Source organism: Pseudomonas sp. (genome assembly GCF_030147005.1).
Taxonomy (GTDB): Bacteria; Pseudomonadota; Gammaproteobacteria; order Pseudomonadales; family Pseudomonadaceae; genus Aquipseudomonas.
This window is the reverse complement of sequence record NZ_JASLAW010000087.1, coordinates 1-24,173: the sequence shown is the minus strand read 5'-3', so window position 1 is coordinate 24,173 and position 24,173 is coordinate 1. Positions and strand designations below refer to the sequence as shown.

General features: G+C 60.2%; 20 protein-coding genes. 10 read left to right on the top strand and 10 right to left on the bottom strand.

Annotated features, from left to right (window positions below):
• Nucleotides 1-313: 313 nt before the first annotated feature.
• Nucleotides 314-1,798: a 2-methylcitrate dehydratase gene (prpD, locus tag Q1V60_RS08100; protein WP_300629083.1), complete on the top strand. Its 1,485-nt coding sequence runs from the start codon at nucleotides 314-316 to the stop codon at nucleotides 1,796-1,798.
• 170 nt (nucleotides 1,799-1,968) lie between these two features.
• On the opposite strand, the gene Q1V60_RS08095 is transcribed toward prpD, so the two are convergent.
• Genes Q1V60_RS08095 through Q1V60_RS08075 form a run of 5 tightly spaced genes read right to left on the bottom strand, consistent with a single transcriptional unit; the run spans nucleotide 1,969 to nucleotide 7,438 of the window.
• Complete coding sequence (locus tag Q1V60_RS08095) at nucleotides 1,969-2,697, bottom strand: alanyl-tRNA editing protein (protein WP_300629082.1); 729 nt, start codon at nucleotides 2,695-2,697, stop codon at nucleotides 1,969-1,971.
• A 2-nt stretch (nucleotides 2,698-2,699) separates the two neighbouring features.
• The gene (locus Q1V60_RS08090; protein ID WP_300629079.1) at nucleotides 2,700-3,692 is read right to left on the bottom strand and encodes a serine O-acetyltransferase; all 993 of its coding nucleotides are present in this window, start codon (nucleotides 3,690-3,692) and stop codon (nucleotides 2,700-2,702) included.
• Nucleotides 3,693-3,729: 37 nt separating this feature from the next.
• Nucleotides 3,730-4,644, bottom strand: coding sequence for a cysteine synthase family protein (locus tag Q1V60_RS08085; protein ID WP_300629077.1), 915 nt, complete (start codon nucleotides 4,642-4,644; stop codon nucleotides 3,730-3,732).
• 14 nt (nucleotides 4,645-4,658) lie between these two features.
• Nucleotides 4,659-6,521, bottom strand: coding sequence for a molybdopterin-synthase adenylyltransferase MoeB (gene moeB / locus Q1V60_RS08080; protein WP_300629075.1), 1,863 nt, complete (start codon nucleotides 6,519-6,521; stop codon nucleotides 4,659-4,661).
• A 23-nt stretch (nucleotides 6,522-6,544) separates the two neighbouring features.
• Entirely contained in the window at nucleotides 6,545-7,438 is an 894-nt protein-coding gene (locus tag Q1V60_RS08075) for an EamA family transporter (RefSeq protein ID WP_300629085.1), read from the bottom strand.
• 160 nt (nucleotides 7,439-7,598) lie between these two features.
• On the opposite strand from Q1V60_RS08075, the gene Q1V60_RS08070 reads away from it, so the two are divergent.
• Nucleotides 7,599-9,023, top strand: a complete 1,425-nt coding sequence (locus Q1V60_RS08070; RefSeq protein WP_300629073.1) for a PLP-dependent aminotransferase family protein — start codon at nucleotides 7,599-7,601, stop codon at nucleotides 9,021-9,023.
• 120 nt (nucleotides 9,024-9,143) lie between these two features.
• Here Q1V60_RS08070 and Q1V60_RS08065 read toward each other — a convergent pair whose 3' ends face one another.
• Nucleotides 9,144-9,962, bottom strand: coding sequence for a pyruvate, water dikinase regulatory protein (locus Q1V60_RS08065; RefSeq protein ID WP_003193298.1), 819 nt, complete (start codon nucleotides 9,960-9,962; stop codon nucleotides 9,144-9,146).
• A 178-nt stretch (nucleotides 9,963-10,140) separates the two neighbouring features.
• Here Q1V60_RS08065 and ppsA point away from each other — a divergent pair, with 178 nt between their 5' ends.
• The 8 genes from ppsA (at nucleotide 10,141) to Q1V60_RS08025 (ending at nucleotide 18,279) form a co-directional block, all read left to right on the top strand.
• Entirely contained in the window at nucleotides 10,141-12,516 is a 2,376-nt protein-coding gene (gene ppsA / locus Q1V60_RS08060; RefSeq protein WP_300629068.1) for a phosphoenolpyruvate synthase, read from the top strand.
• 106 nt (nucleotides 12,517-12,622) lie between these two features.
• Nucleotides 12,623-13,612, top strand: a complete 990-nt coding sequence (locus tag Q1V60_RS08055) for an alpha/beta fold hydrolase (RefSeq protein ID WP_300629067.1) — start codon at nucleotides 12,623-12,625, stop codon at nucleotides 13,610-13,612.
• 229 nt (nucleotides 13,613-13,841) lie between these two features.
• On the top strand, nucleotides 13,842-14,333 hold the full coding sequence (gene rraA / locus Q1V60_RS08050) for a ribonuclease E activity regulator RraA (protein ID WP_300629065.1): 492 nt from the start codon (nucleotides 13,842-13,844) through the stop codon (nucleotides 14,331-14,333).
• A 25-nt stretch (nucleotides 14,334-14,358) separates the two neighbouring features.
• Nucleotides 14,359-15,354, top strand: a complete 996-nt coding sequence (locus Q1V60_RS08045) for a zinc transporter ZntB (RefSeq protein ID WP_300629062.1) — start codon at nucleotides 14,359-14,361, stop codon at nucleotides 15,352-15,354.
• Nucleotides 15,355-15,440: 86 nt separating this feature from the next.
• On the top strand, nucleotides 15,441-15,686 hold the full coding sequence (locus Q1V60_RS08040) for a hypothetical protein (RefSeq protein WP_003230316.1): 246 nt from the start codon (nucleotides 15,441-15,443) through the stop codon (nucleotides 15,684-15,686).
• Nucleotides 15,687-15,688: 2 nt separating this feature from the next.
• A complete protein-coding gene (locus Q1V60_RS08035; RefSeq protein ID WP_034099717.1) occupies nucleotides 15,689-16,513 on the top strand; it encodes a mechanosensitive ion channel domain-containing protein in 825 nt (274 codons plus the stop codon).
• An 87-nt stretch (nucleotides 16,514-16,600) separates the two neighbouring features.
• Nucleotides 16,601-17,191, top strand: coding sequence for an RNA polymerase sigma factor SigX (sigX, locus tag Q1V60_RS08030; RefSeq protein WP_300629057.1), 591 nt, complete (start codon nucleotides 16,601-16,603; stop codon nucleotides 17,189-17,191).
• A 107-nt stretch (nucleotides 17,192-17,298) separates the two neighbouring features.
• Nucleotides 17,299-18,279: an OmpA family protein gene (locus Q1V60_RS08025; protein ID WP_300629055.1), complete on the top strand. Its 981-nt coding sequence runs from the start codon at nucleotides 17,299-17,301 to the stop codon at nucleotides 18,277-18,279.
• Nucleotides 18,280-18,339: 60 nt separating this feature from the next.
• On the opposite strand, the gene cobA is transcribed toward Q1V60_RS08025, so the two are convergent.
• From cobA to nirB, 4 genes are all read right to left on the bottom strand, one after another.
• On the bottom strand, nucleotides 18,340-19,083 hold the full coding sequence (gene cobA / locus Q1V60_RS08020; protein ID WP_300629052.1) for a uroporphyrinogen-III C-methyltransferase: 744 nt from the start codon (nucleotides 19,081-19,083) through the stop codon (nucleotides 18,340-18,342).
• Between the two features lie 10 nt (nucleotides 19,084-19,093).
• The gene (locus tag Q1V60_RS08015) at nucleotides 19,094-21,802 is read right to left on the bottom strand and encodes a nitrate reductase (RefSeq protein WP_300629050.1); all 2,709 of its coding nucleotides are present in this window, start codon (nucleotides 21,800-21,802) and stop codon (nucleotides 19,094-19,096) included.
• Nucleotides 21,802-22,119 (bottom strand): nitrite reductase small subunit NirD, encoded by a 318-nt coding sequence (gene nirD, locus Q1V60_RS08010; protein ID WP_300629048.1) that lies wholly within the window; start codon nucleotides 22,117-22,119, stop codon nucleotides 21,802-21,804. The genes Q1V60_RS08015 and nirD overlap by 1 nt, the downstream gene beginning before the upstream one ends.
• The coding region (gene nirB / locus Q1V60_RS08005) for a nitrite reductase large subunit NirB (protein WP_300629045.1) at nucleotides 22,116-24,173 on the bottom strand (2,058 nt) is incomplete at its 5' end. The genes nirB and nirD, both read right to left, overlap by 4 nt.

The following is a 24,173-nucleotide window of genomic DNA, read 5'->3' as shown; positions in this document are numbered from 1 at the left end:
GATTGCCTGCTTACAGCTCAATTCTTGTGGGAGCGGGCTTGCCCTAATGCCAGTCAGTTAAGACAGAACCGGTCACTGTGGCGAGGGAGCTTGCTCCCGTTGGGGCGCGAAGCGGCCCCAAAAATGGGACTGCTATGCAGTCCAGCGGGAGCAAGCTCCCTCGCCACAGTGACCGGTTCTGTCTTAACTGACTGGCATTAGGGCAAGCCCGCTCCCACAAGAATTGAGCTGTAAGCAGGCAATCAGACCTGCGACACGATCAACCCTGACCCTGAGGATGGAACACACCCAACCCACTTTTTGGAGAACAGCCATGAGCGCCAACGTCGACCAGAACAACCGCCCCGACTACGACCAGGTCCTGCAGGACATCGCCGACTATGTCCTCAACTACCGGATCGAGTCCGAGGCCGCATTGGACACCGCACGCAACTGCCTGATGGATACCCTCGGTTGCGGCCTGCTGGCCTTGCGCTTCCCTGAGTGCACCAAGCACCTGGGGCCGATTGTCGAAGGCACCGTGGTGCCGTTCGGCGCTCGGGTGCCGGGCACTTCGCTGCGGCTGGACCCGGTCAAGGCGGCCTGGGACATCGGCTGTATCGTGCGCTGGCTCGACTACAACGACACCTGGCTCGCGGCCGAATGGGGCCACCCCTCGGACAACCTGGGCGGCATTCTCGCGGTGGCTGATCATCTGTCGCAAAAACGCGTGGCCAGTGGTGACTCACCGCTGACCGTACGCGCCGTGCTGGAAGCAATGATCATGGCCCACGAGATCCAGGGCGTGATTGCTTTGGAAAATTCCTTCAATCGCGTCGGCCTCGACCATGTGCTGCTGGTGAAAGTCGCTTCGACGGCCGTCACCGCCAAGCTGATGGGCGCCAACCGTGAGCAACTGCTTGCGGCGTTGTCTCACGCTTTTGTCGATGGGCAGGCGTTGCGCACTTACCGCCATGCGCCGAACGCAGGTTCGCGCAAATCCTGGGCGGCGGGCGATGCATCGAGTCGCGGCGTGCGCCTGGCGGATATCGCGCTGCGCGGCGAGATGGGCATTCCCGGTGTGCTGAGCGCGCCACAATGGGGCTTTTACGACGTGTTGTTCAGCCACACCAACAAGGACCTGGCCCTCAAGCCTGAAGAACAGCGCAGGTTCAGCCTGTCTCAGCCGTACGGCACCTACGTGATGGAAAATGTGCTGTTCAAGATCAGCTTCCCCGCTGAATTCCACGCGCAGACTGCCTGCGAAGCAGCGGTCACCTTGCATCCGTTGGTTAGCAAACGCCTGCATGAAATCGAGCGCATCGTGATCACCACCCACGAGTCGGCGATTCGCATCATCTCCAAGGTCGGCCCACTGGCCAACGCCGCGGACCGTGACCATTGCCTGCAATACATGACCGCCGTGCCATTGGCTTTCGGCACGTTGGTGGCCGAGCATTACGAGGATGAATTCCATGCCGCCCATCCGATCATCGATGAGTTGCGCGCGAAGATGGTCATCGTCGAAGACCCACGTTACAGCCGCGAATACCTGGAGGCCGACAAACGCTCCATTGCCAATGCGGTGCAGGTGTTCTTCACCGACGGCACCTGCACCGAGCAGGTAGCGGTGGAATATCCGATTGGCCATCGCCGTCGTCGGGAGGACGGGATTGCTTTGCTGGAAGACAAGTTCAGAGCCAACCTGGCCACACGGTTTACCGCACAGCGCAGCGCCGAGATTTTTACGTTGTGCAAGGACCAGACGCGGCTTGAGGCCACGCCAGTCAACCGCTTCATGGACCTGTTCGTGATCTAGAAAACCACGCGGTCAATGTGGCAGCTGTCGGTATCCATACAAATCTGCGGGCGGCGCTGAACCTGTGGCGAGGGAGCTTGCTCCCGTGGTGTCGGCGCAGCCCGTGGCTATCTGACTGATGCCCGCGGTCCAAATATGGGAGCCGGCTCCCACAGCAGACCGCGCTCCCGCTACTCGAACCGCAGGATGACCCGGCGGTTGTGCTTGCTCTTCTTCTCGATCTTCTCGCAGAACACCCGGCCGATTTCTTCGGTATTGAGCACATGGGTGCCGCCGCACGGCTGGATGTCGATGCCGGGAATTTCAATCACGCGTATGGAGCCTTGAACGACCGGCGGCGCAACCGCCTGGGTGCGGGTGATCTGCAGCAGCGTCGAATATTCGCTGGCCGGCATGGACAGGGTTTTCACCGCGTGGGCCTGCTCGATCAGTGCGTTGAGGTCGCGCGTGATGCTGTCTTTGTCCAGGGTCATTTCCGGCAGGTCGAAATCCAGGCGACCCTTGTCCGCGCCGATGCTGCAACCGGTGACGGGGGCGTCGATGATGGCGCACAGCAAATGCAGGCAGGTGTGCATCTTCATATGCTGGTAGCGGCGCTCCCAATCCAGCCCGGCGTCGACCTGGACGCCGGGGATCAGTTGCGCGGGACACTGTTGCACCTGATGCCAGATGATCGAGCGCAGCACCGGGTCGCGCACCGTGCCGGTGACCTCCACGCGGGTGCCATCGGCCAGGGTGAGGTGGCCGGTATCACCCGGTTGCCCGCCGCCGGTGGGGTAGAACAGCGTGTGCTCCAGGGCGATGCCCTGCTCGCTGACGGCAATCACCCGTGCGCTGAAGGCGTTTTGATAAGGGGCGCTGTCGAACAGCGCCAGGGTTTCCATGGTATGCACGGACATGTTCAACCTCCGACGATCAGTGGGTTGGCTTGCATCAGGTGACGCACCATTGCACTCAAGCCAGGGGGAGAGAGCAGGGTGATTTCGAACTCCGGCCCGCAGACTTTCAGGTTCAGCGGCAGGCGCGGCAGCTGTTGGCCGGTGTCGAGGCGGCGCAGGCGAAATTGCAGGTGATGACGCTCTTTCACCGTCGGTTCGAGCATCAGCCCCTGCAGTGGATGAAAGTCGGCGTCCAGCACCGTGACCTTATGGCCGGCATCGACCTCGCCGACCACGTGCAGGCGCTCTTCCAGGGCGAACGCGCCGAGGTAGTTGCTGTGCTCCGATTCATCGTTTTTCTGCAGTTGGATCTGGTTGACCACCTTGACCTTGGTGCCCGCCGGCACGTCCTGGGTAATGACGCAGGACGGGCTGATAAACACGTTGTCACCGATCTGCACATAGCCCAGCACCCGTGCCCCGGCGCCGACCTCGACATTGTTGCCCAGCCGAGGATGGCGCTTGCCGTCCGGGTTGTTGGCAATGCCGCGAGCGCCCAGGGTCACGCCACAGAGGATGTAGCAGTCGTTACCGATCTCGCAGGTTTCGCCGATAACCGTGCCGTAGCCATGGTCCAGCACAAAGCGCCGGCCGATGCGCGCAGCCGGGTGGATCTCGGCCCCGGACAGGATCTTGCCCTGGTTGCTGAGCTTGAGGGCCATGCGGGTAAATACGCCGTGGGCCGGCTCCGGAAAATTCCACACCAGGTGCGCAAGCCGGTAGAACAACACCGCTTTGAACGAGGCGTAGGATTCCAGGATCAATTCGCCGCGCCCGCGCGACGCCGGGTCGCGATAGGCGTAGGCGATCAAATCCTCGGCCACCGCCTGGGCGGCGTTCTGGATCAGCGGCGCCAGGTGCGGTTCCAACTGCTTCATCTGCGCAGGTGTGAGGGTTTGGATGAGGTGGGTCAGCAGCTCATCGTGCAGCTGTTGCATGTCGATAAAGCCTCCCATGGAGGCACCCCCGCATTCTGGATGGTTGGGTAACCGGTTATTCGAAACTGGGCAGGTAGCTGTCGGCATTGTCGTAGACCAGGGTCAACACCACCGTTTCGGGCGGCAATTGCGGGGCAAGTTGGGCGATGGCGACCATGTTGGCGGCCGAGGACAACCCCAGGCTGATGGCGTCGGTGCGCATGATGCGTTTGATCATTTCCAGGCACGCCGAGTGCGACACCTTGAGCATGCCGTCCAGTACGTTCAGGTTAAGAATGCTCGGGATCAGGCCAATCGACAGGCCCTGGATGGCGTGCGCGGCGTGCTGGTCTTTGAGCAGGTCGCATTCTTCCGGCTCCACGCCCATCACGCGCAGTGCCGGCCAGGCCGCCTTGAGGGTTTCGCCGATACCGGTGATATGCCCACCGGTGCCGATGCCGCTGACGAAGTAATCCACGCGCTGATCGCCAAAGGCGCGGATGATTTCCGGCGCGGTGGTGTCGCGGTGGGTTTGGGGATTGGCGCGATTGCGTTGTTGGTTGAGCATCACGTAGTTGGGATTTTCCAGCTGAAGCTCCATGCACTTTTCGCCGTGGGAATTGTTACCCAGGCGGCTGTCCGAGAGCACAACTTTGGCGCCATACAGGCGCAGCAGCTTTTGTTTTTCGGGGCTGTAGTTGTCCGGAATCACCAGCACCACTTTGTAACCGAGCACGTTGCCGGCCATCACCAGGCCGATGCCGGTGTTGCCACCGCTGGGTTCGATGATGGTTTGCCCGGAGTCGCGCATCAGCACGCCACGGCGTTCGGCGTCGAGGATCATGCCCAGGGCGATGCGCGCCTTGTGGCTGCCGCCCGGGTTGAGGGATTCCAGCTTGGCGTAGACCTCGATGCCGAGGTCTTCGGAAAACTGCCCCAGACGTACGATCGGGGTCTGGCCGATCACGTCGAGAATGGAGTTATGCAGCATCAGTCGGCCCCCGGTCAGTACAGCGGCATGTCGGGTTCGACGTCGCGCACCCAGTGTTTCATGCCGCCCTGCAGGACTTTGGTATTGGCGAAACCCGCCGCCAGCAAGGTGCTGGCGGCCTGCTCGGCCCGCGTGCCGGCATAGCAGATCAGGTAATGGGTGTTGTCGCGGCTCAGGCTGTCGAGTTGCGCGTCCAGCTCTGCCAGCGGGATGTGCACCACGCCCGGCAATTTGCACACTTCCAGTTCGCTGGCGTCGCGTACGTCGAGCAAGACGTCGGCGCTGCGGTGGTTGTCGATCACCTGCTTGAGCACGCGAGGCTTGATGTAGCGTTCTTCGGCCAGGGACGGTTGGCTCGGCACGGCGTCCGCGCACGCCGTCGGTGCGGCGGTTTCGCTGTGGCGCCGTTCAGAGCAGCACGGGCAGTCGGCACGGCGCTTGAAGCGGATCTCGCTGAATTTCATTGCCAGTGCATCGAAGCGCATCAAGCGGCCGGACAAGGGTTCGCCAATGCCGATGAGCAATTTGATCGCCTCGGTCGCCTGGATCATCCCGACCACCCCCGGTAACACGCCGATCACCCCGCCGGCGCTGCAATTGGGCGCCAGCTCTGCGGGCGGGGCCTTGGGGAACAGGCAGCGATAGCACGGCCCGCCTTTATAGTTGAGCACGCTGATTTGCCCGTCGAAACGATAGATGGCGCCGTACACCAGGGGTTTGCCCAACTGCACGCACGCGTCATTGACCAGGTAGCGGGTGTCGAAATTATCCGTGCCGTCGATCACCAGGTCGTAGGCGCCCACCAGTTCCAGAGCGTTGTCGGCGTTGAGCGCGGTGTTGTGCGCGTTGATCCGGATGTGGCGGTTCAAATCCTGCAGGCGTTGCTTGGCGGATTCCACCTTGGGCATGCCCAGGGTGCTGTTGCCGTGCACGATCTGGCGTTGCAGGTTGCTGCTTTCCACCACATCGAAGTCCACCAGCCCCAGGGTGCCGATGCCGGCCGCCGCCAGGTACAGACTGATGGGTGAGCCCAGGCCGCCGGTGCCGATGATCAGCACCTTGGCTTTCTTCAGGTCCAATTGGCCTTCACGGCCCACACCGGGCAGGGTGATATGGCGTACGTAGCGTTGCACTTCTTCGTTGCTCAGGGTGTCGACGTCGATACCGCCGGAGGTGGCGAGCAGCACTTCGATTCGGGCTTGTTCAGGCAGCGGCTCGTCGGCGTCGATCAATTCTTCCTGCGCGGTAAACAGGAAGTGTTCCTTGAGCTGATCGTTCTTCTCGTGAAACAGATGCTGACGCAACTGTGGGTAGCGGTTGCAGAGGTTTTCAATGACTTCGCGCAATGTCGTTCCGGCGCCCTCGAGGGTCGATTCCGGCAGCTTGGCCACGCGAACCAGAATGTCGGGGAAAGAGACAGCGTTCATGGACAACTCCGTGTGCAGGTCGTTGAAAGGTTGAGGGGCGAAATGTTTGCCATCCCAGGCAAACAGCTTTGAGCCCAGGGCCTGGCCTTGGCGAACGTCTACTACCAGGTAGCTGACGGGGTAGATCGGCTCACCCAGGAACAGCGCCTTGTCCTGGTCTTCTTCACTGAAATAGGCACCGACGTCCGGGTGGGAGTGGTAGATCACCACCACCGGGTTGTCGCTGCGAAACGCCTTGTTCATCAGCAAGGTATCGGCCACTGAAAAGGTGTAGCCGCTGGCCGCGCTGCGTGGGTACATCTCGGGGTTCTTGCGGTGCAACTCGTTCTGGATATTGCTGCCCAGGTACACACTGCCGTCGGCGAAGATGAAGCCGCAGCATTCCTCGGGATAGCTGCGGCTGGCGTGGGCGTAGATCTGTTCCAGGGCTTCGGGGCGGAGGACTTCCATGTTTCTCTCGCGTCGGTTGAGGATCATTTTTTCTTGGCCAGCAGTTTTTCGATGGGCAACTTGGTAATCGCAAAGCCGGCCAGCAGGACCGCCGAGTACAGCATCAGGTCCCGGGAAATTTCCACGCCTTCGTACCAGGCGCCGATGATGACCGCGAACACCGGAAAGATGATGAACACAAATGACAGGATGATCGGGCTCAGGCGCTTGAGCAGCATGAAATACACAATGAAACCGCCCACCGATGCCACCAGCCCGAGGTAGAACAGCGCACTCCAGGAGCGCAGGGTGATGTCGTCGAAGGTCGGGGTTTCAAACCACAGGCCGGCCACGAACAGCATTAGCCCGGCAATGCCGATGGGCAGGGTGTTGTAGGTGATGACGCTGATGGCGCTGCCTTTTTGCTTGGTAATCACGTAGCACAAGGCGTGCATGATCGCTGCGGTCAGAATCGCCAGAACGCCGAAGAACTCGGCGTGGTCCAGGTGCAGGCCCTGGCTCTTGATGATCATGTAGAGGCTGCCGAAACCGATACCAATGCCCACCACCTGGGAGAAGTAGATGCGCTCGCGCAGGAACAGCGCGGAAAAAATCAGGATGAACACCGGCATGCAGCTGAACAGCAGGGCGGTCAGACCGGACGAGACGTGCATCTCGCCGTAATTGAGCAGGTAATACGGAATGCTGAAATAGGACAGGGTCACGAATACGAAAAACCAGCGGCTTTCCCGCGGAAACAGAATCGGCTCACGGCGCACCAGGGCAAAACACAGAAACAACGGGAAGGCGATCAGAAAGCGCAGGCCCGCGGAGGTCAGCGGCGGCACGCTTTCCACCGCGATCTTGATGCCCAGCCAAGTGGTGCCCCAGCTCAGGCACACGATCAGGAACATCAGGCTGGTGATCAACCCGGCCAGCCACTGTTTCCGAGTTTTGGTTTTTTCGGTGTTTTCAAGAACGGCGGACATTGGCATCGTTTATTGCTTCCCTGAGCCGGAATTGAACTCTATATTGGACTTGTTATAAGTGATTCAATCCGGTGATTGAACCCGCAAAAGCACACTATTAGGGCGAATGATGACTGTCAAAACAAATATTGACATGGTGTCAATTATGCGTGAGGGGTTGTCCAACGGTCAGGGCGTGAAGTACAAGCGCCTGTCCGATGTCATGGAAAGGGGCATCCTTGAAGGCACGATTGAACCGGGAAGAAAACTGCCGCCCCATCGGGTGCTTTCCGACAATCTGGGTGTCACCATCGGCACCATCAGCCGCGCCTACGGTGAGCTGGAACGGTTAGGGTTGGTGGTGGCGCGTGTGGGTGACGGCACATTCGTGCGCAAGCGTGGGATGGAGCGCCAGCGTGATGAAGGCTTTCGCAATTTCAGCGAGGAGCCACGCCAGTACTTCGATATGAGCCGTAACATGCATATTCCCGGGCAGGAAACGGTGTTCCTTGCCCAGAGCTTCCAAACCCTTTCGACCAACGGCAAATTCCTTCAGGACATCAGCGCCTACACCCCGGATGCTGGCCTGCCGCGCTACCGTGAAGCCGGTGCGCAATGGTTGGTGCAGCGCGACTTCCATCCGATTCCCGAGCAGGTCATCTGCGTCAATGGCGGCCAGCACGGTTTGCTCTGCGCGATGATGGCGCTGCTGCGCGCCGGCGACACGGTGGTCACCGAGCAGCTGACGTACCCAGGGTTGATCACTGCCGCGCGTATGCTGGGTGTGCGGCTGATCGGGCTGGAGATGGATGAAGAAGGCGTGCTGCCGGGCGCGCTGGATGAAGTCTGTCGTAATCACCGGATTTCGGCGCTGTACTGCACACCGACCATCCAGAACCCTACGACGGCGGTGTTATCGGTGGCGCGCCGGGAGGCCTTGGTCAAGGTCTGTCGCGAACACAATCTGCTGATTCTCGAGGACGAGGCCCACGGTGTATTGGTGGAAGATCGCCCGCCACCGCTGAGCGCCTTTGCGCCCGAGCGTACGATTTTGATCAGCAGCCTGAGCAAAGCGGTGTCGGCCGGACTGCGCGTGGGGTATGTGCATGCGCCGCCAGCCCTGGTCAGCCGCATTTCGGCGGCGTTGCGTTCGACCTGCTGGATGGCCACCCCCGTGACCCTGGAGCTGGCGACCCAGTGGATCGAAAACGGCACGGCGCAGTATCTGCTGCGCCAGCAGATCAACGAGATCAGCCGGCGCAAGGCGTTGGTCGAAGACTTGCTGAACGGGCTGGCCTACCGTACCCACCTCAACAGCCCACACTTCTGGATCGAGGTGCCCGAACCCTGGCGCGCGTCGGAAATCGAAGCGGAACTCAAGCAGAACAACTACCTGATCGCCACCGCCGAGGCGTTTGCCGTGGGGCAGACGGCGGTGCCGCAGTTTATTCGGGCCAGTATCTGCAATACGTCGGGGGATGATCAGTTGTTACGGGCGGGGTTTGATGCGTTGGCCACGGCGCTGGGGCAGGGTGGGGGGCGGTTTCAACTGTGAGATCGGGTTATCGTTCTTCGCGGGCAAGCCCGCGCCACATTGGTCGAGTTTCAACCCTGAAATGCAGGCAAATGTGGGCGCGGGATTGCTCGCGAAGGCGCCAGTTCAGGCAACACAACTCTACTTGAACCTGCGCTCCACACCTTTCTCCACCAGAATCTTCGCCGAAATCTCCTCCACCGAAAAATGCGTGGAGTTGATGTGCGCAATATTCTCGCGGCGGAACAGATTTTCCACTTCGCGCACTTCGAACTCACACTGTGCGTAACTCGAATAACGGCTGTTGGGCTTGCGTTCATTGCGGATCGCAGTGAGCCGGTCCGGGTCGATGGTCAGGCCGAACAGCTTGTGCGAATGCGCGCGCAGGGCGGCCGGCAGCGTCAAGTGCTCCATGTCGTCCTCGGTCAGCGGGTAGTTGGCCGCGCGGATACCGAATTGCATGGCCATATACAGGCAGGTCGGCGTCTTGCCGCAGCGCGACACGCCAACCAGGATCAGGTCGGCCTTGTCGTAGTAGTGCGTGCGGGCGCCGTCATCATTGTCGAGGGCAAAGTTTACCGCCTCGATACGCTCCATATAGTTGGAGTTATGACCAATGGAATGGGACTTTCCTACGGAGTAAGAGGAATGCTCGCTCAGCTCCTGTTCCAGTGGCGCCAGGAACGTGGAGAAAATGTCGATCATGAAACCATTCGACGTTGCGAGAATCTCACGAATGTCTTGATTGACGATGGTGTCGAAAATGATCGGGCGAAAACCGTCTTTTTCAGCCGCCAGATTGATTTGTTGTACCATGGCCCGCGCTTTATCCACGCTGTCTATATAAGGCCGCGTGAATTTGGCGAAGGTAATGTTTTCGAACTGCGCAAGCAGGCTCTGGCCCAGTGTTTCGGCCGTGATGCCGGTGCCATCGGAAATAAAGAAAGCAGATCGTTTCATTTGAGCCCTGGGCCTTAAGCTGATGGCGAATCTTGGATATGATAGGCGCGATTTTGCTGTCCCGCAGTGGGCCGCATTCTCACTTATTTTCCAGGTCCAGGCCACAAGCGCTGGCGTTTGCTCCTACTGAGCAGCCGGCGTCCTGAGCTTTTCCAACACAGAAAGTGGAGAGATCACCTTGGTAGAGTACGTAGTTTCCCTCGATAAGCTCGGCGTCCATGATGTAGAGCACGTAGGGGGCAAGAACGCATCCCTCGGCGAGATGATCAGTAATCTTGCAGGCGCTGGTGTCTCGGTGCCAGGTGGTTTCGCCACCACGGCCCAGGCTTACCGTGACTTCCTCGAGCTGAGCGGCCTCAACGACCAGATCCACGCTGCGCTGGATGCCCTGGACGTCGATGACGTCAATGCCCTGGCCAAAACCGGCGCCCAGATCCGCCAGTGGATCATGGAAGCCGAGTTCCCCGAGAAGCTCAACGACGAAATCCGCACCGCCTTCGCCACCTTGTCCGCCGGTAACCCGGATATGGCCGTCGCCGTGCGCTCCTCGGCCACTGCCGAAGATTTGCCGGATGCCTCGTTCGCCGGTCAGCAAGAAACCTTCCTTAATATACGCGGCGTGGAAAACGTGATCCGCGCGGCCAAGGAAGTGTTTGCCTCGCTGTTCAACGACCGCGCCATTTCCTATCGTGTACACCAAGGGTTCGATCACAAGCTGGTGGCCCTGTCTGCCGGCGTGCAGCGCATGGTGCGTTCGGAAACCGGCACTGCCGGCGTGATGTTCACTCTGGATACCGAATCGGGCTTCCGTGACGTGGTGTTTATCACCGGCGCCTACGGCCTGGGCGAAACCGTCGTACAAGGCGCGGTCAACCCGGACGAATTCTACGTACACAAGCACACCCTTGAAGCCGGCCGCCCGGCCATCCTGCGCCGCAACCTGGGCAGCAAGGCGATCAAAATGATCTACGGCGACGAGGCCAAGGCCGGTCGTTCGGTCAAGACCGTTGACGTCGACAAGGCCGAGCGTGCGCGCTTCTGCCTGAGCGACGCTGAAGTCAGCGAACTGGCCAAACAAGCGATGATCATCGAAAAGCACTACAAGTGCCCGATGGACATCGAATGGGCCAAGGACGGTGACGACGGCAAGCTGTACATCGTGCAGGCCCGCCCCGAAACCGTTAAGAGCCGCACCTCGGCCAACGTCATGGAACGCTACCTGCTCAAGGAAACCGGCACCGTGCTGGTGGAAGGCCGTGCCATCGGCCAGCGCATCGGCGCCGGCAAGGTACGCATCATCAAGGACGTGTCCGAGATGGATAAAGTCCAGCCGGGTGACGTGCTGGTCTCCGACATGACCGACCCGGACTGGGAACCGGTGATGAAGCGCGCCAGCGCCATTGTCACCAACCGTGGCGGGCGTACGTGCCACGCGGCGATCATCGCCCGTGAGCTGGGGATTCCCGCAGTCGTCGGTTGCGGCAACGCCACGCAGTTGTTGAAAGATGGCCAGGGCGTGACCGTGTCCTGCGCCGAAGGCGACACCGGCTTCATCTTCGAAGGCGAGTTGGGCTTCGACATCAAGCAGAACTCCATCGACGCCATGCCGGACCTGCCGTTCAAGATCATGATGAACGTCGGCAACCCGGACCGCGCCTTCGACTTCGCGCAGTTGCCGAACGCCGGTGTGGGCCTGGCCCGCCTGGAGTTCATCATCAACCGCATGATCGGCGTGCACCCCAAGGCCCTGTTGAACTACGACGGCCTGCCACTGGACATCAAGGAAAGCGTCGACAAGCGCATCGCCGGCTACAACGACCCGGTGGGCTTCTACGTCGAGAAGCTGGTGGAAGGCATCAGCACCCTCGCTGCGGCGTTCTACCCGAAAAAAGTCATCGTGCGCCTGTCCGACTTCAAGTCCAACGAATACGCCAACCTGATCGGCGGCAAGCTCTACGAGCCGGAAGAAGAAAACCCGATGCTGGGTTTCCGTGGTGCCTCGCGTTACATCAGCGAAGCGTTCCGTGACTGCTTCGAACTCGAATGCCGCGCCCTCAAGCGTGTGCGCAACGAGATGGGGCTGACCAACGTCGAAATCATGGTGCCGTTCGTGCGTACCCTGGGCGAGGCGAGCCAGGTGGTCGACCTGCTGGCCGAAAACGGTTTGACTCGCGGCGAGAACGGCCTGCGCGTGATCATGATGTGCGAGCTGCCGTCCAACGCCATCCTGGCCGAAGAATTCCTGGAGTTCTTCGACGGTTTCTCCATCGGCTCCAACGACCTGACTCAGCTGACCCTGGGCCTGGACCGCGACTCCGGGATCATCGCTCACCTGTTCGACGAGCGTAATCCTGCGGTCAAGAAGCTGCTGGCCAACGCCATCCAGGCCTGTAACAAGGCCGGCAAGTACATCGGTATCTGCGGCCAGGGCCCTTCCGATCACCCTGACCTGGCTAAATGGCTGATGGAGCAGGGTATCGAAAGTGTTTCGCTGAACCCGGATTCGGTGCTTGAAACCTGGTTCTTCCTCGCCGAAGGCCAAGCGTCCGCTTAACGTCGCTATGTCAAAAGTGCCGGCCACCCATTGCGGGTGACCGGCATTCTTATCTGTACAGGGCGGAACTCCTGCCGGACGCCGCCCTTTTTTGTGCAAGAGCATTATGCAAAGCAGCAGCAACCTGTTTCCCGTCGCCCTGATCAGTGCTGAACGTCGTGGCGACCTGAGTGAAGACGTGTACCGCCTCAAACCCGGTAACAGCCCCGACGGTACCGTCGAGCTGGCGGTTACCCGTCTGGGCCTGGCTGATGTCCCGGAAAACCGGGGCACGCCGGTTATTTTATTGCATGGCAGTTTTTCCAATCGGCGCTTCTGGTATTCGCCCAAGGGCGTCGGCCTGGGGGCTCACCTGGCGCGCCAGGGGTTTGATGTCTGGATCCCGGAAATGCGCGGTCATGGCCTGTCCAAGCGCAACCACGACTACGCCCGCAACCGTGTCGCCGATTACGCGCGCTACGATTTGCCGGCCATCGGTGCGTTCGTGCACGAGCAAAGCGGGCAAGTGCCGCATTGGGTCGGGTATTCCCTCGGCGCCACGACGTTGGCCGCAGCGCTGGGCGGGCATTACCTGAACGCGCAGTCAGTGGCTTCGGTGGCGTTATTTGGTTGCCAGATCAGTCGCAGGCATTGGCCGTTGAAAATTCCACCGGTGGAGTGGGGCGGCCGATTTATTTTGAAGCGGCTTGCCCAGGTGTCCGGTCCACGATTCAAGCGCGGGCCCGAGGACGAGCCGGCCGGTGTGATGATCGAAGCAATGCGTTGGAATGGCCTGTTCGGCCGCTTTGGCGATGCCGAACGTGATTGGTGGAAGGGCTTGGCAGAGGTCGATGTGCCGCTGTTGGCGGTCAGCGCGGCGGGCGACCGGCAAGATCCGGACTGGGCGTGTCGCAAGCTGTTCGAGCAAGTCGGCAGCGAGCATCGCCAGTACCTGTGCCTGGGGCGTCGGCAGGGGTTTACCGAAGATTTCGGGCATGTGCAAATGCTGGTCAGCAAAGCCGCACAGGCCCAGGTGTGGCCCTTGGTGGAGCGTTGGTTGAAAGACCCGTTGACACCTTTGTTCGGCATCGAGCCCGAGGTGGCCGTGGCGGTTTGACGAAGCGCTCTACGTTGGGCGTTTCACTGTTGAGTGGTTGCGGCTAAGATATGACGCCTCGGGCGTTTCTGGTCATATTCAGTCGCGTAACGGCTGTTGCGTTACGCTCGGGTGAGTCTGATCATGGCCGGCGTCAGTGACCCAGCCCCTAAAGAATGCCTGTTGCAAGACGTTTTTCTGATGTACACCGTGGATGTCCGACCTCTTCTTTGACGACAGGAGTTTCCCGATGAACCATTACGTGACCCCCGACCTGTGCGACGCTTACCCGGAGCTGGTACAGGTGGTCGAGCCGATGTTCAGCAACTTCGGTGGCCGAGATTCCTTTGGCGGCGAAATTGTCACCGTCAAATGCTTTGAAGATAACTCCCTGGTCAAGGCACAGGCCGAGCAGCCCGGCACCGGTAAGGTGTTGGTGGTCGATGGTGGTGGTTCGCTGCGGCGCGCGTTGCTGGGTGACATGATCGCCGAGAAAGCCGCAAAAAACGGCTGGGAAGGCATGGTGATCTACGGTTGCATCCGCGATGTCGATGTTATTGCGCAGACCGATCTTGGTGTGCAGGCGCTGGCTTCCCATCCGATGAAAACCGACAAGCGCGGCCTCGGTGACCTGAACGTGGTGGTGACCTTTGCGGGCGTGACGTTCCGTCCGGGCGAATACGTGTATGCCGATAATAACGGGGTGATCGTCTCGCCCAGCCCACTGAAAATGCCTGAATAAACAGCAGTAGCGGAAAGGGATGAGGATGTTCGAGGAAGAAAACGCGCAATGGGGGCTGGTGCATGCCCTGGTGCTGGATGGTAAAGGCGGTGCGCGTTCGATTGCCCGGACTGAGCTTGATCAGTTGCAACTGCAGCCCCAGGAAAGCCTGTGGCTGCACTGGGACCGCAGCCATCCTCAAACCCAGACCTGGCTGCGCAAATCCAGCGGTTTGAGCGAGTTTGCGTGCGACCTTCTGCTGGAAGAAAACACCCGTCCTCGACTGTTGCCGTTGCCGGATGCCGAATTGCTGCTGTTTCTGCGCGGGATCAACCTCAATCCCGGCGCGGAACCGGAAGACATGGTATCGGTCCGCATTTTTGCAGCCGCTGAACGTGTGATTTCCCTGCGTTTGCGCCCTTTGCGCGCCACCGATGAGCTGCTGGCGCAATTGGCCGAGGGTAAAGGCCCCAGAACCGCGTCTGAACTCATCCTTTATATGGCGCAGTACCTGACCAACAAAGTGCAGGATCTGGTTACCGGGCTGTCTGAAATTGTCGATTCCGAGGAAGAAAAACTCGACGCCGACGAACGGTACACGCCGGAGCACGGCAGCGTCTTGCAGATCCGTCGGCGAGCGGCTGGGTTGAAGCGTTTTCTGGCGCCGCAGCGGGATATTTTTGCCCAGCTGACGCGAATCAAATTGGCGTGGTTCTGTGACGACGACGCCGACTATTGGAACGAATTGCACAACAGCCTGACCCGTTATCTGGAAGAGCTCGAACTGGCTCGGGAGCGCGTGGGGCTTGTGCTTGAGGCAGAAGACCGGCGCTTGAGCCTGCGCATGAACCGCACCATGTACCGCTTCGGAATCATCACCGGCATCTTCTTGCCGATGAGTTTCCTGACCGGCTTGCTGGGCATCAACGTGGGGGGAATACCTTTTTCCAGCAGCCCCTACGGATTCATGATTGCCTGCCTGCTGATGGTCTCGGTGGCGCTGGGTCAGTGGTGGCTTTTTCGACGGTTACGCTGGGTTTGAACTGAATATGAGCTGAACGTAGGAAAGGGCCGATGTGACCCGATGAATTTTACCCTCGTCTTTTAAATCACTTGCGAGAGGTCTCTATGCACGATCCGTTCGAACAGTCTTTGCGTGACATGCTCAATGCTTCGCCATCCAATCGTGATGACGATGCCTGCCTGGGCCGCGTACTGAAAACCGCCAACCGTCAGGTGGGGGCGGGGGACCTGTTTGGGCTGCTCGGGCGCTGGGTGCCGGCATTGATGATGGCCCTGAACAACGGTTCGGCCCATGTGTCACCGGTTTCCCGTGGTAAACCTCTTGCTCGCACTGCAGATAAGGCTGACTGAATATGGAACTTGATCTCTGGACCCAGAGCCTGGTCACGGCGATGACCGCATTGTGGACCAAGGTGGCGAATTTCATTCCCAACCTGTTTGGTGCCCTGGTCCTGGTTTTGCTGGGCTTTGTCGTAGCCAAGTTGCTTGATACCCTGCTGTCCAAATTGCTCGCCAAGCTGGGGCTGGATCGCCTGATGGCCGGCACCGGCCTGACCAAGCTGCTGGGTCGCGCCGGGCTGCAAGTGCCGATTTCTACCCTGGTCGGCAAGATCGTTTATTGGTTCGTTCTACTTATTTTTCTGGTTTCTGCGGCTCAGTCCCTTGGCCTTGAGCGAGTTTCAGCTACGCTCGACATGCTGGCGCTGTACTTGCCGAAAGTATTCGGTGGCGCGCTGGTGTTGCTGGTAGGCGTTTTGCTTGCGCAACTGGCCAATGGGCTGGTGCGCGGAGCCGCCGAAGGTGTAGGTCTGGACTACGCGGCAGGCCTGGGGCGAATTGCCCAGGGGCTGGTGATCATCATCAGTATTTCTGTCGCGATCAGCCAGTTGGAGGTCAAAACTGACCTTCTTAACCACGTTATCGTGATCGTTTTGATTACCGTTGGTCTGGCCGTTGCGCTGGCCATGGGCTTGGGAAGCCGGGAAATTGCCGGTCAGATTCTTGCGGGAATCTATGTGCGTGAGCTGTATCAAGTTGGGCAACAGGTGCGTGTGGGCGAGGTCGAAGGGCAAATCGAGGAGATCGGCACAGTCAAGACGACAGTGCTGACCGACGACGGAGAACTGGTGTCGCTGTCCAACCGGATTCTCCTGGAGCAGCAGGTCAGTAGCCGCTAAACCGGCAAACCCTGCTAATGTACGCCGCCGCGAACCCGTCTGACCGGGTTGCAGCGGACATTGACCTGACTGCCGGCACGACTTGTTTTGAATAAAGCCCAAACGCTGTCCACGCGCTATGACCCCCGTGAGCTCTCTGATGAGGAGCTGGTCGCGCGTTCGCACACGGAGCTGTTTCACGTAACACGCGCGTACGAAGAATTGATGCGCAGATATCAACGCACTCTGTTCAACGTTTGTTCAAGGTATTTGGGGAACGATAGAGACGCGGACGATGTCTGTCAGGAAGTGATGCTCAAGGTGCTGTACGGGCTGAAGAACTTCGAGGGAAAATCGAAGTTCAAGACCTGGCTCTACAGCATCACGTATAACGAGTGCATCACGCAGTATCGGAAGGAACGGCGAAAGCGTCGCTTGATGGACGCTTTGAGTCTGGACCCCCTCGAGGAAGCGGCTGAAGAAAAAGCGCCGGCACCCGAGGAGAAGGGCGGACTCGATCGCTGGCTGGTGCATGTGAACCCGATTGATCGTGAAATTCTGGTGCTACGTTTCGTCGCAGAATTGGAATTTCAAGAAATCGCTGACATCATGCATATGGGCTTGAGTGCTACAAAGATGCGTTACAAACGTGCTCTTGATAAATTACGTGAGAAATTTGCGGGCGAGACTGAAACTTAGTGCGTAGCAAATATCTCTTACGTGTAGGCAAGTTCTGTTAGACTTGTCGCCGAGTTGTCCCCCGGTTTGTGGGACTGCTTTACAATCACCAGATGGGGATTTAACGGATGAAACTGAAAAACACCTTGGGCTTGGCCATTGGTTCTCTTATTGCCGCTACTTCTTTCGGCGTTCTGGCACAAGGCCAAGGCGCAGTTGAAGGCGAGCTGTTCTACAAGAAGCAGTACAACGATAGCGTCAAGCACATCGAAGACGGCTTCAATCCTGGCGCTCGCATCGGTTACTTCTTGACCGACGACCTGTCCTTGAACCTGTCCTACGACAAGACTAACCACACCCGTTCGAACGACGGCACTGGTAGCCAGAAGATCAAAGGTGATACCGGCAGCCTGGTTGCCCAATATCACTTCGGTCAAGCTGGCGTTGACAGCCTGCGTCCATACGTTGAAGGCGGTTTCGGCCACCAGAGCCGTACCAACGTGCAAGCTGACGGCCACAGCGGTCGCGACCAAACCACTTTCGCTACCATCGGTACCGGCGTGAAGTACTACTTCACCAACAACCTGTACGCTCGTGCTGGTGTTGAAGCTGACTACGGTCTGGACAACGGCAAGTGGGATTACTCCGCACTGGTTGGCCTGGGTGTGAACTTCGGCGGTAACGCTGGCGCAGCTGCTCCAGCTCCTACTCCAGCACCAGCTCCAGAGCCAGTTCCAGAGCCAGAAGCTCCGGTTGCTCAGGTTGTTCGTGTTGAGCTGGACGTTAAGTTCGACTTCGACAAGTCGACTGTTAAGCCTAACAGCCTCGGCGACGTGAAAAACCTGGCCGACTTCATGGCTCAGTACCCGTCCACCAACGTAGAAGTTGCTGGTCACACTGACTCCGTAGGTCCAGACGTTTACAACCGTAAGCTGTCCGAGCGTCGTGCTAACGCTGTTAAGCAAATCCTGGTTAAAGACGGCGTGGCTCCTAGCCGTGTAACTGCTGTAGGTTACGGCGAATCCCGCCCAGTTGCTGATAACGCAACTGAAGCTGGTCGCGCTGTTAACCGTCGCGTAGAAGCGTCGGTTGAAGCTACCGCTCAGTAATTACTGAGTAGTAAGGAAAAGCCCGGCTCAGGCCGGGCTTTTTTTCGCCTGCGATTTACCTCAGGCGCTGACTGCTGCTGCGGCATAAGCCGTTTGCGCCGTGCCGGCAACGCGGCCAATCACCAGGATTGCCGGGCTCTTGAGCGCAAAAGCCTGCGCGTCTTCATGCATCGCGGCCAGGTGGCTACGGCATTCGCGCTGTGCGGGCAACGATGCATTTTCGATCATCGCCACCGGCATATCCGCATCCATACCGCCGTCCAGCAACTGTTGCCGGATCTCTTCCAGCTTGGCCACGCCCATGTAAACCACCAGCGTCGTCCCGCCTTCGGCCAGTGCGCGCCAGTTCAGGCTGCTGTCATCCTGGGTATGCGCGGTGACCAGGGTTACGCCACGGCTCACGCCACGCAAGGTCAAGGGGATATCGCAATTCGTTGCTCCGGCCAGCCCGGAGGTGATGCCGTTGACCAGCTCCACGTCGATCCCACGCTCGCGCAGCCACGTCGCTTCTTCGCCGCCCCGGCCGAAAATGCACGGGTCACCACCTTTAAGCCGCACCACGCACTTGCCCTGGCGCGCGTAGCGCAGCATCAGGCGGTGAATAAAATCCTGCGGCGTAGAGCGGCAGCCGCCGCGCTTGCCGACGGTTATCACGCGCGCATCGGCGCAGTGTTCCAGCACCGTCGCGTTGACCAGATCATCGATCAGCACCACGTCGGCTTCATGCAGGGCTCTTACCGCTTTGAGGGTGAGCAATTCCGGATCACCGGGCCCAGCGCCTACCAGCCACACTTTTGCGCTCATATTTTTCCCCTCACACACTGATTGCGATTGGCAGCGGGCTGGCGGCCAAAAGACGTTTGATTTCCGGCAAGCAGGAGCCGCATTGCGTGCCGCACCCCAGCGCCTGTTTGAGTCCATTGAGGTCCAGGCCACGGGCAATCCCGGCGCACACCGCGTTTTCGCTGACGTTCATGCAGTTACACAGGATCTTGCCGCCGGCTGCGGCCCCTCCCGGTGGGGCGCTTAAAGGCGCCAACAGCCAGCGGCGTAATTGGTCGTCGGCGCGGCCTTCCAGCCAGAGGCTTTGCAGCCAATGGCGGGCGAGGGTTTCACCGGCCAGGCGCAACGCGGTAATGCGGCCCTTTTCGATCTTCACCCGCTTACCGATGGACCGGCGCGGGTCGTCGTAGGCCATCACCGGGCCGTCATTGAGCCCCAGCAACTGGTCAATGCGGTTCAGCAATTGCAGGCCGGGCGCCTCGGTATGGGCAGCACGCACCAGCAATGCCGGCCGTTCACGTCCGGTGAGGCTCAGGCTGACGTAGGCAAAACCCTCACAGAGCGGGCGCAGGGCTTCGAAGTGTTGCTGCACGTCGCCCTCGATCAGCGCAAACAGCTGCCACGGAAGTTGCACCGCTTCCAGGCGCACGCCGCTGTGTTTGAGTTCCGGCTGTTTGGACAGCGGATCGAACGCCGGCTGGGTGAGCACATTGACGCCGCCTTTGAGAAAACGGTCGCCCCAATGCATGGGCAGGAACGCTTGGCCGGGGCGCACGCTGTCATCGCTGGTGACGGCGACGACCACTTGGCCTCGACGGCTTTTCAGGCTGACCAGGTCGCCCTCCTTGAACCGGTGACGGCGCAACTCGTCCGGATGCAGGCTCAACAGCGCCTCGCTGACATGCCCGAACAGTTGCGCCGCCGTGCCGGTGCGGCTCATGCCGTGCCACTGGTCGCGCAGGCGACCGGTGATCAGGGTCAGGGGGAAGCGTGCATCACGCTGCTCTTTGGCCGCACGATAAGGGTCGGCCACAAACTGCGCGCGGCCGTTGTCGGTGGGGAAAATGCCGTCGACGTAAAGTCGTGGCGTCCCGGCCTGTGCGCCCATGGGAAACGGCCACTGCTGCGGGCCAAGACGGTCGAGCAAGGCATGGCTGAGGCCTGACAAATCCAGGTCGCGCTCGCGCGTCAACCGTTTGAACTCGTCAAAGATCTGCGCGGGCTGCTCAAAGGCAAACAGGCTGTCCAGGCCCGGCCGCAGACGCTGCTCCAGACGTTGAGCGAAATCCACGGTAATCGCCCAGTCCGGTCGCGCCTCTCCCGGTGGGGCGATGGCGCGGCGCACGTGGGAAATACGCCGTTCGGAATTGGTCACCGTGCCTTCTTTTTCCCCCCAACTGGCGGCGGGCAGTAGCAGGTCGGCGTAGGCCGCGGTCTCGGTGGTTCGAAACGCCTCCTGCAACACCACAAACGGACACGTCGCCAAGGCTGCACGCACGGCATGCTGGTCCGGCAACGATTGGGCGGGGTTGGTGCAGGCGATCCACAGCGCTTTGATTTGGCCCGCCTGTACCTGCTCAAACAGTTCGATAGCCGTGAGGCCGGTGGTGGCGGGCAGTTGATCGACGCCCCAATAAGCGGCTACTTCTGCGCGGTGTTCGGGGTTGGCGGCTTCGCGGTGCCCTGGCAGCAAGTTCGACAGGCTGCCGGTCTCGCGCCCGCCCATGGCATTGGGCTGGCCGGTCAGGGAAAACGGCCCGCAGCCTGGCCGGCCAATCGTACCGGTGGCCAGGTGCAGGTTGATCAGCGCACTGTTTTTTGCGCTGCCCGCGGTCGATTGGTTTAGCCCCATGCACCACAGCGACAAGAAGCTACTGGAGGTGCCCACCCACTGCGCGCACAGGCGCAGTTGCTCGACGCTGATGCCGCACAGTTGCGTAACCATTTGCGGCGTGTAGTCGTGCACCAGGCGTTTAAGCGCTGGCAGGCCGTCGGTATGCGCTTGGATGAAGTCGCGGTCGACCCAGTCCTCCCACAACAGCAGATGCAAAATTCCATGGAACAGGGCGACATCCGTGCCCGGCAGGATCGCCAGGTGCAGGTCAGCCAGATCGCAGGTGTCTGTACGGCGTGGGTCGATCACCACGACTTTCATCTGCGTCCGTCGCGCTTTGGCGTCCTCCAGGCGTCGGAACAATATCGGGTGTGCGTAGGCCATATTGCTGCCGACGATCATTACGCAGTCGCTTGTCTCCAAGTCTTCATAGCTGCACGGTGGCGCATCGGCGCCCAGGCTCCGTTTGTAGCCCACCACAGCCGAGGACATGCACAGCCGTGAGTTGCTGTCGATATTGTTGGTGCCTACCAGCGCCCGCGCCAGTTTGTTGAAACTGTAGTAGTCCTCGGTCAACAGTTGCCCGGAGATGTAGAACGCCACACTGTCGGGGCCGTGTTCGGCGATGGTCTGCGCGAATACATTGGCCGCATGGTCCAGGGCGGTGTCCCAGTCGGTGCGGGTGCGGGCCAGGCCTTTGCCCAGGCGCAATTGCGGGTACAGCGCGCGGGCATCGAGGTCGCCGGTCAGATGCAGGCTGGCGCCCTTGCTGCACAGTTTGCCGAAATTGGCCGGGTGGTCCGGATCGCCTTGCACGCCGAGGATCCGGGTGCCGTCGTGCTCGATCAGCACGCCGCAGCCCACCCCGCAATAACAGCAGGTGGACGCGGTGACCTGGCGGTCCATCACCCTGCATCCCGCAGGGCCAGCATCACTCGGCCGTTTTCCACGCGGGCGAGGTGATGATGGGCGCAACCGATATCCGGCGCCTGGGCTTCGCCGGACGCCAGGTCGATCTGCCAATTATGCAGCGGGCAGGCCACGCGCTTGCCGTAGATCAAGCCTTGGGACAGCGGCCCGCCTTTGTGCGGACAACGGTCATCGAGTGCGAAGACTTCATCGTCGCTGGTGCGAAAAATCGCGATGTCGCCCTTGGGCCCGTTGATGATGCGCGAGCCCAATGCGTTGATGTCTTCCAGTGCGCAGATATCCAGCCAGTTCATGCCGGCACCTCCAATTGCTTGACCGGGATAACGTCGAATTCTTTTTTCAGCAGTGGCTGTTCCAGGCGTTCTTTCCAGGGGTCTTGCTCGAACGACAGCGAAAACTGCAGGCGCTCGTTGAGGGCCTGACGCCGGTCCGGGTCTTCCAGCACGGCTTTCTTGATATGGTCCATGCCGACCCGCTGCAGGTAATGCACGGTGCGCTCCAGGTAGAAGGCTTCTTCGCGGTACAACTGCAGGAATGCGCCGTTGTACTCGCGCACTTCCTCGGCGGTCTTGAGCTTGACGAAGAACTCCGCGACTTCGGTTTTGATCCCGCCGTTGCCGCCGATGTACATTTCCCAGCCTGAATCCACGCCGATAATTCCCACGTCCTTGATGCCCGCTTCCGAGCAATTGCGTGGGCAACCGGACACCGCCAGCTTGACCTTGTGCGGCGACCACATATTGAACAGGTCGTGCTCCAGTTCGATGCCCAGTTGCGTGGAGTTTTGCGTACCGAAGCGGCAGAACTCGCTGCCCACGCACGTCTTCACGGTACGGATGGATTTGCCGTAGGCATGCCCGGACGGCATGTCGAGGTCCTTCCATACGCCAGGCAGGTCCTGCTTCTTGATGCCGAGCAAGTCGATGCGCTGGCCGCCGGTTACCTTGACCATGGGCACGTTGTACTTGTCGGCCACGTCGGCGATACGGCGCAGTTCCGACGGGTTGGTCACGCCGCCCCACATCCGTGGCACGACGGAATAAGTGCCGTCTTTCTGGATATTGGCGTGGGCGCGTTCGTTGATCAGGCGCGATTGCGGGTCGTCCTTGGCTTCTCCCGGCCAGGTGGAAATCAGGTAGTAGTTCAACGCCGGGCGGCAGGTGGCGCAACCGTTGGGCGTGCGCCAGTTCAGGTAGCTCATGGTGCCGGCGATGGTCAGCAGGTGCTGGTCGCGAATGGCCTGGCGGATTTGCCCGTGGTTAAGGTCGCTGCAACCGCAGATGGCTTTTTCGCTCTTGGGTTTGACGTCGGCGGCACCGCCCACGGTGTTGATCAGGATCTGCTCCACCAGCCCCACGCAAGAGCCGCAGGAACTGGCGGCCTTGGTGTGTTTTTTCACCTCATCGACGCTGAACAGCCCTTGTTCCTGGATCGCTTTGACGATGGTGCCCTTGCACACGCCGTTGCAGCCGCAGACTTCGGCGTTGTCGGCCATGCTCATGGCTTTGTCCTGGCCTTGGTGGCCCACGTCGCCCAGCGCATTTTCGCCAAACATCAAGTGGTCGCGAATCTCGCCGATCGCATGGTTCTCACGGATCTGGCGGAAATACCAACCGCCATCGGCGGTATCGCCGTACAGGCAGGCGCCGACCAGGATGTCGTCCTTGATCACCAATTTCTTGTACACGCCGCCGATGGGGTCGGAGAGGGTGATGGTCTCAGTGCCTTCGCCGCCCATGAAGTCCCCGGCGGAGAACAGGTCGATGCCGGTGACTTTGAGTTTGGTCGAGGTCACCGAACCCTTGTAGGTGGCGAAGCCCAGTTGCGCGAGGTGGTTGGCGCAGACCTTGGCTTGCTCGAACAGCGGTGCCACCAGGCCGTAGGCGGTCCCACGGTGGCTGGCGCATTCACCGATGGCATAGATGCGCGGGTCGTAGGTTTGCATGGTGTCGTTGACCAGAATCCCGCGGTTGCACGGGATGCCGGACTTTTCCGCCAGTTCGGTATTGGGGCGGATACCGGCGGCCATCACCACCAGGTCGGCCGGGATGATGTCACCGTTCTTGAATTGCACCGAGCCGACCCGACCATTGCCAGCGTCGTGCAGGGCTTGCGTCTGTTCGCTCAGGCGGAATTTCAGCCCGCGATTTTCCAGGGCGGTTTGCAGCAATTGGCCGCTGGTCTTGTCCAGCTGACGCTCCAGCAGCCATTCACCCAGGTGCACCACCGTCACGTCCATGCCCCGCAGTTTCAAGCCGTTAGCGGCTTCCAGGCCCAGCAGCCCACCGCCGATCACCACGGCGTGTTTGTGGGTCCTGGCGGTGTTGATCATCGCCTGGGTGTCGGC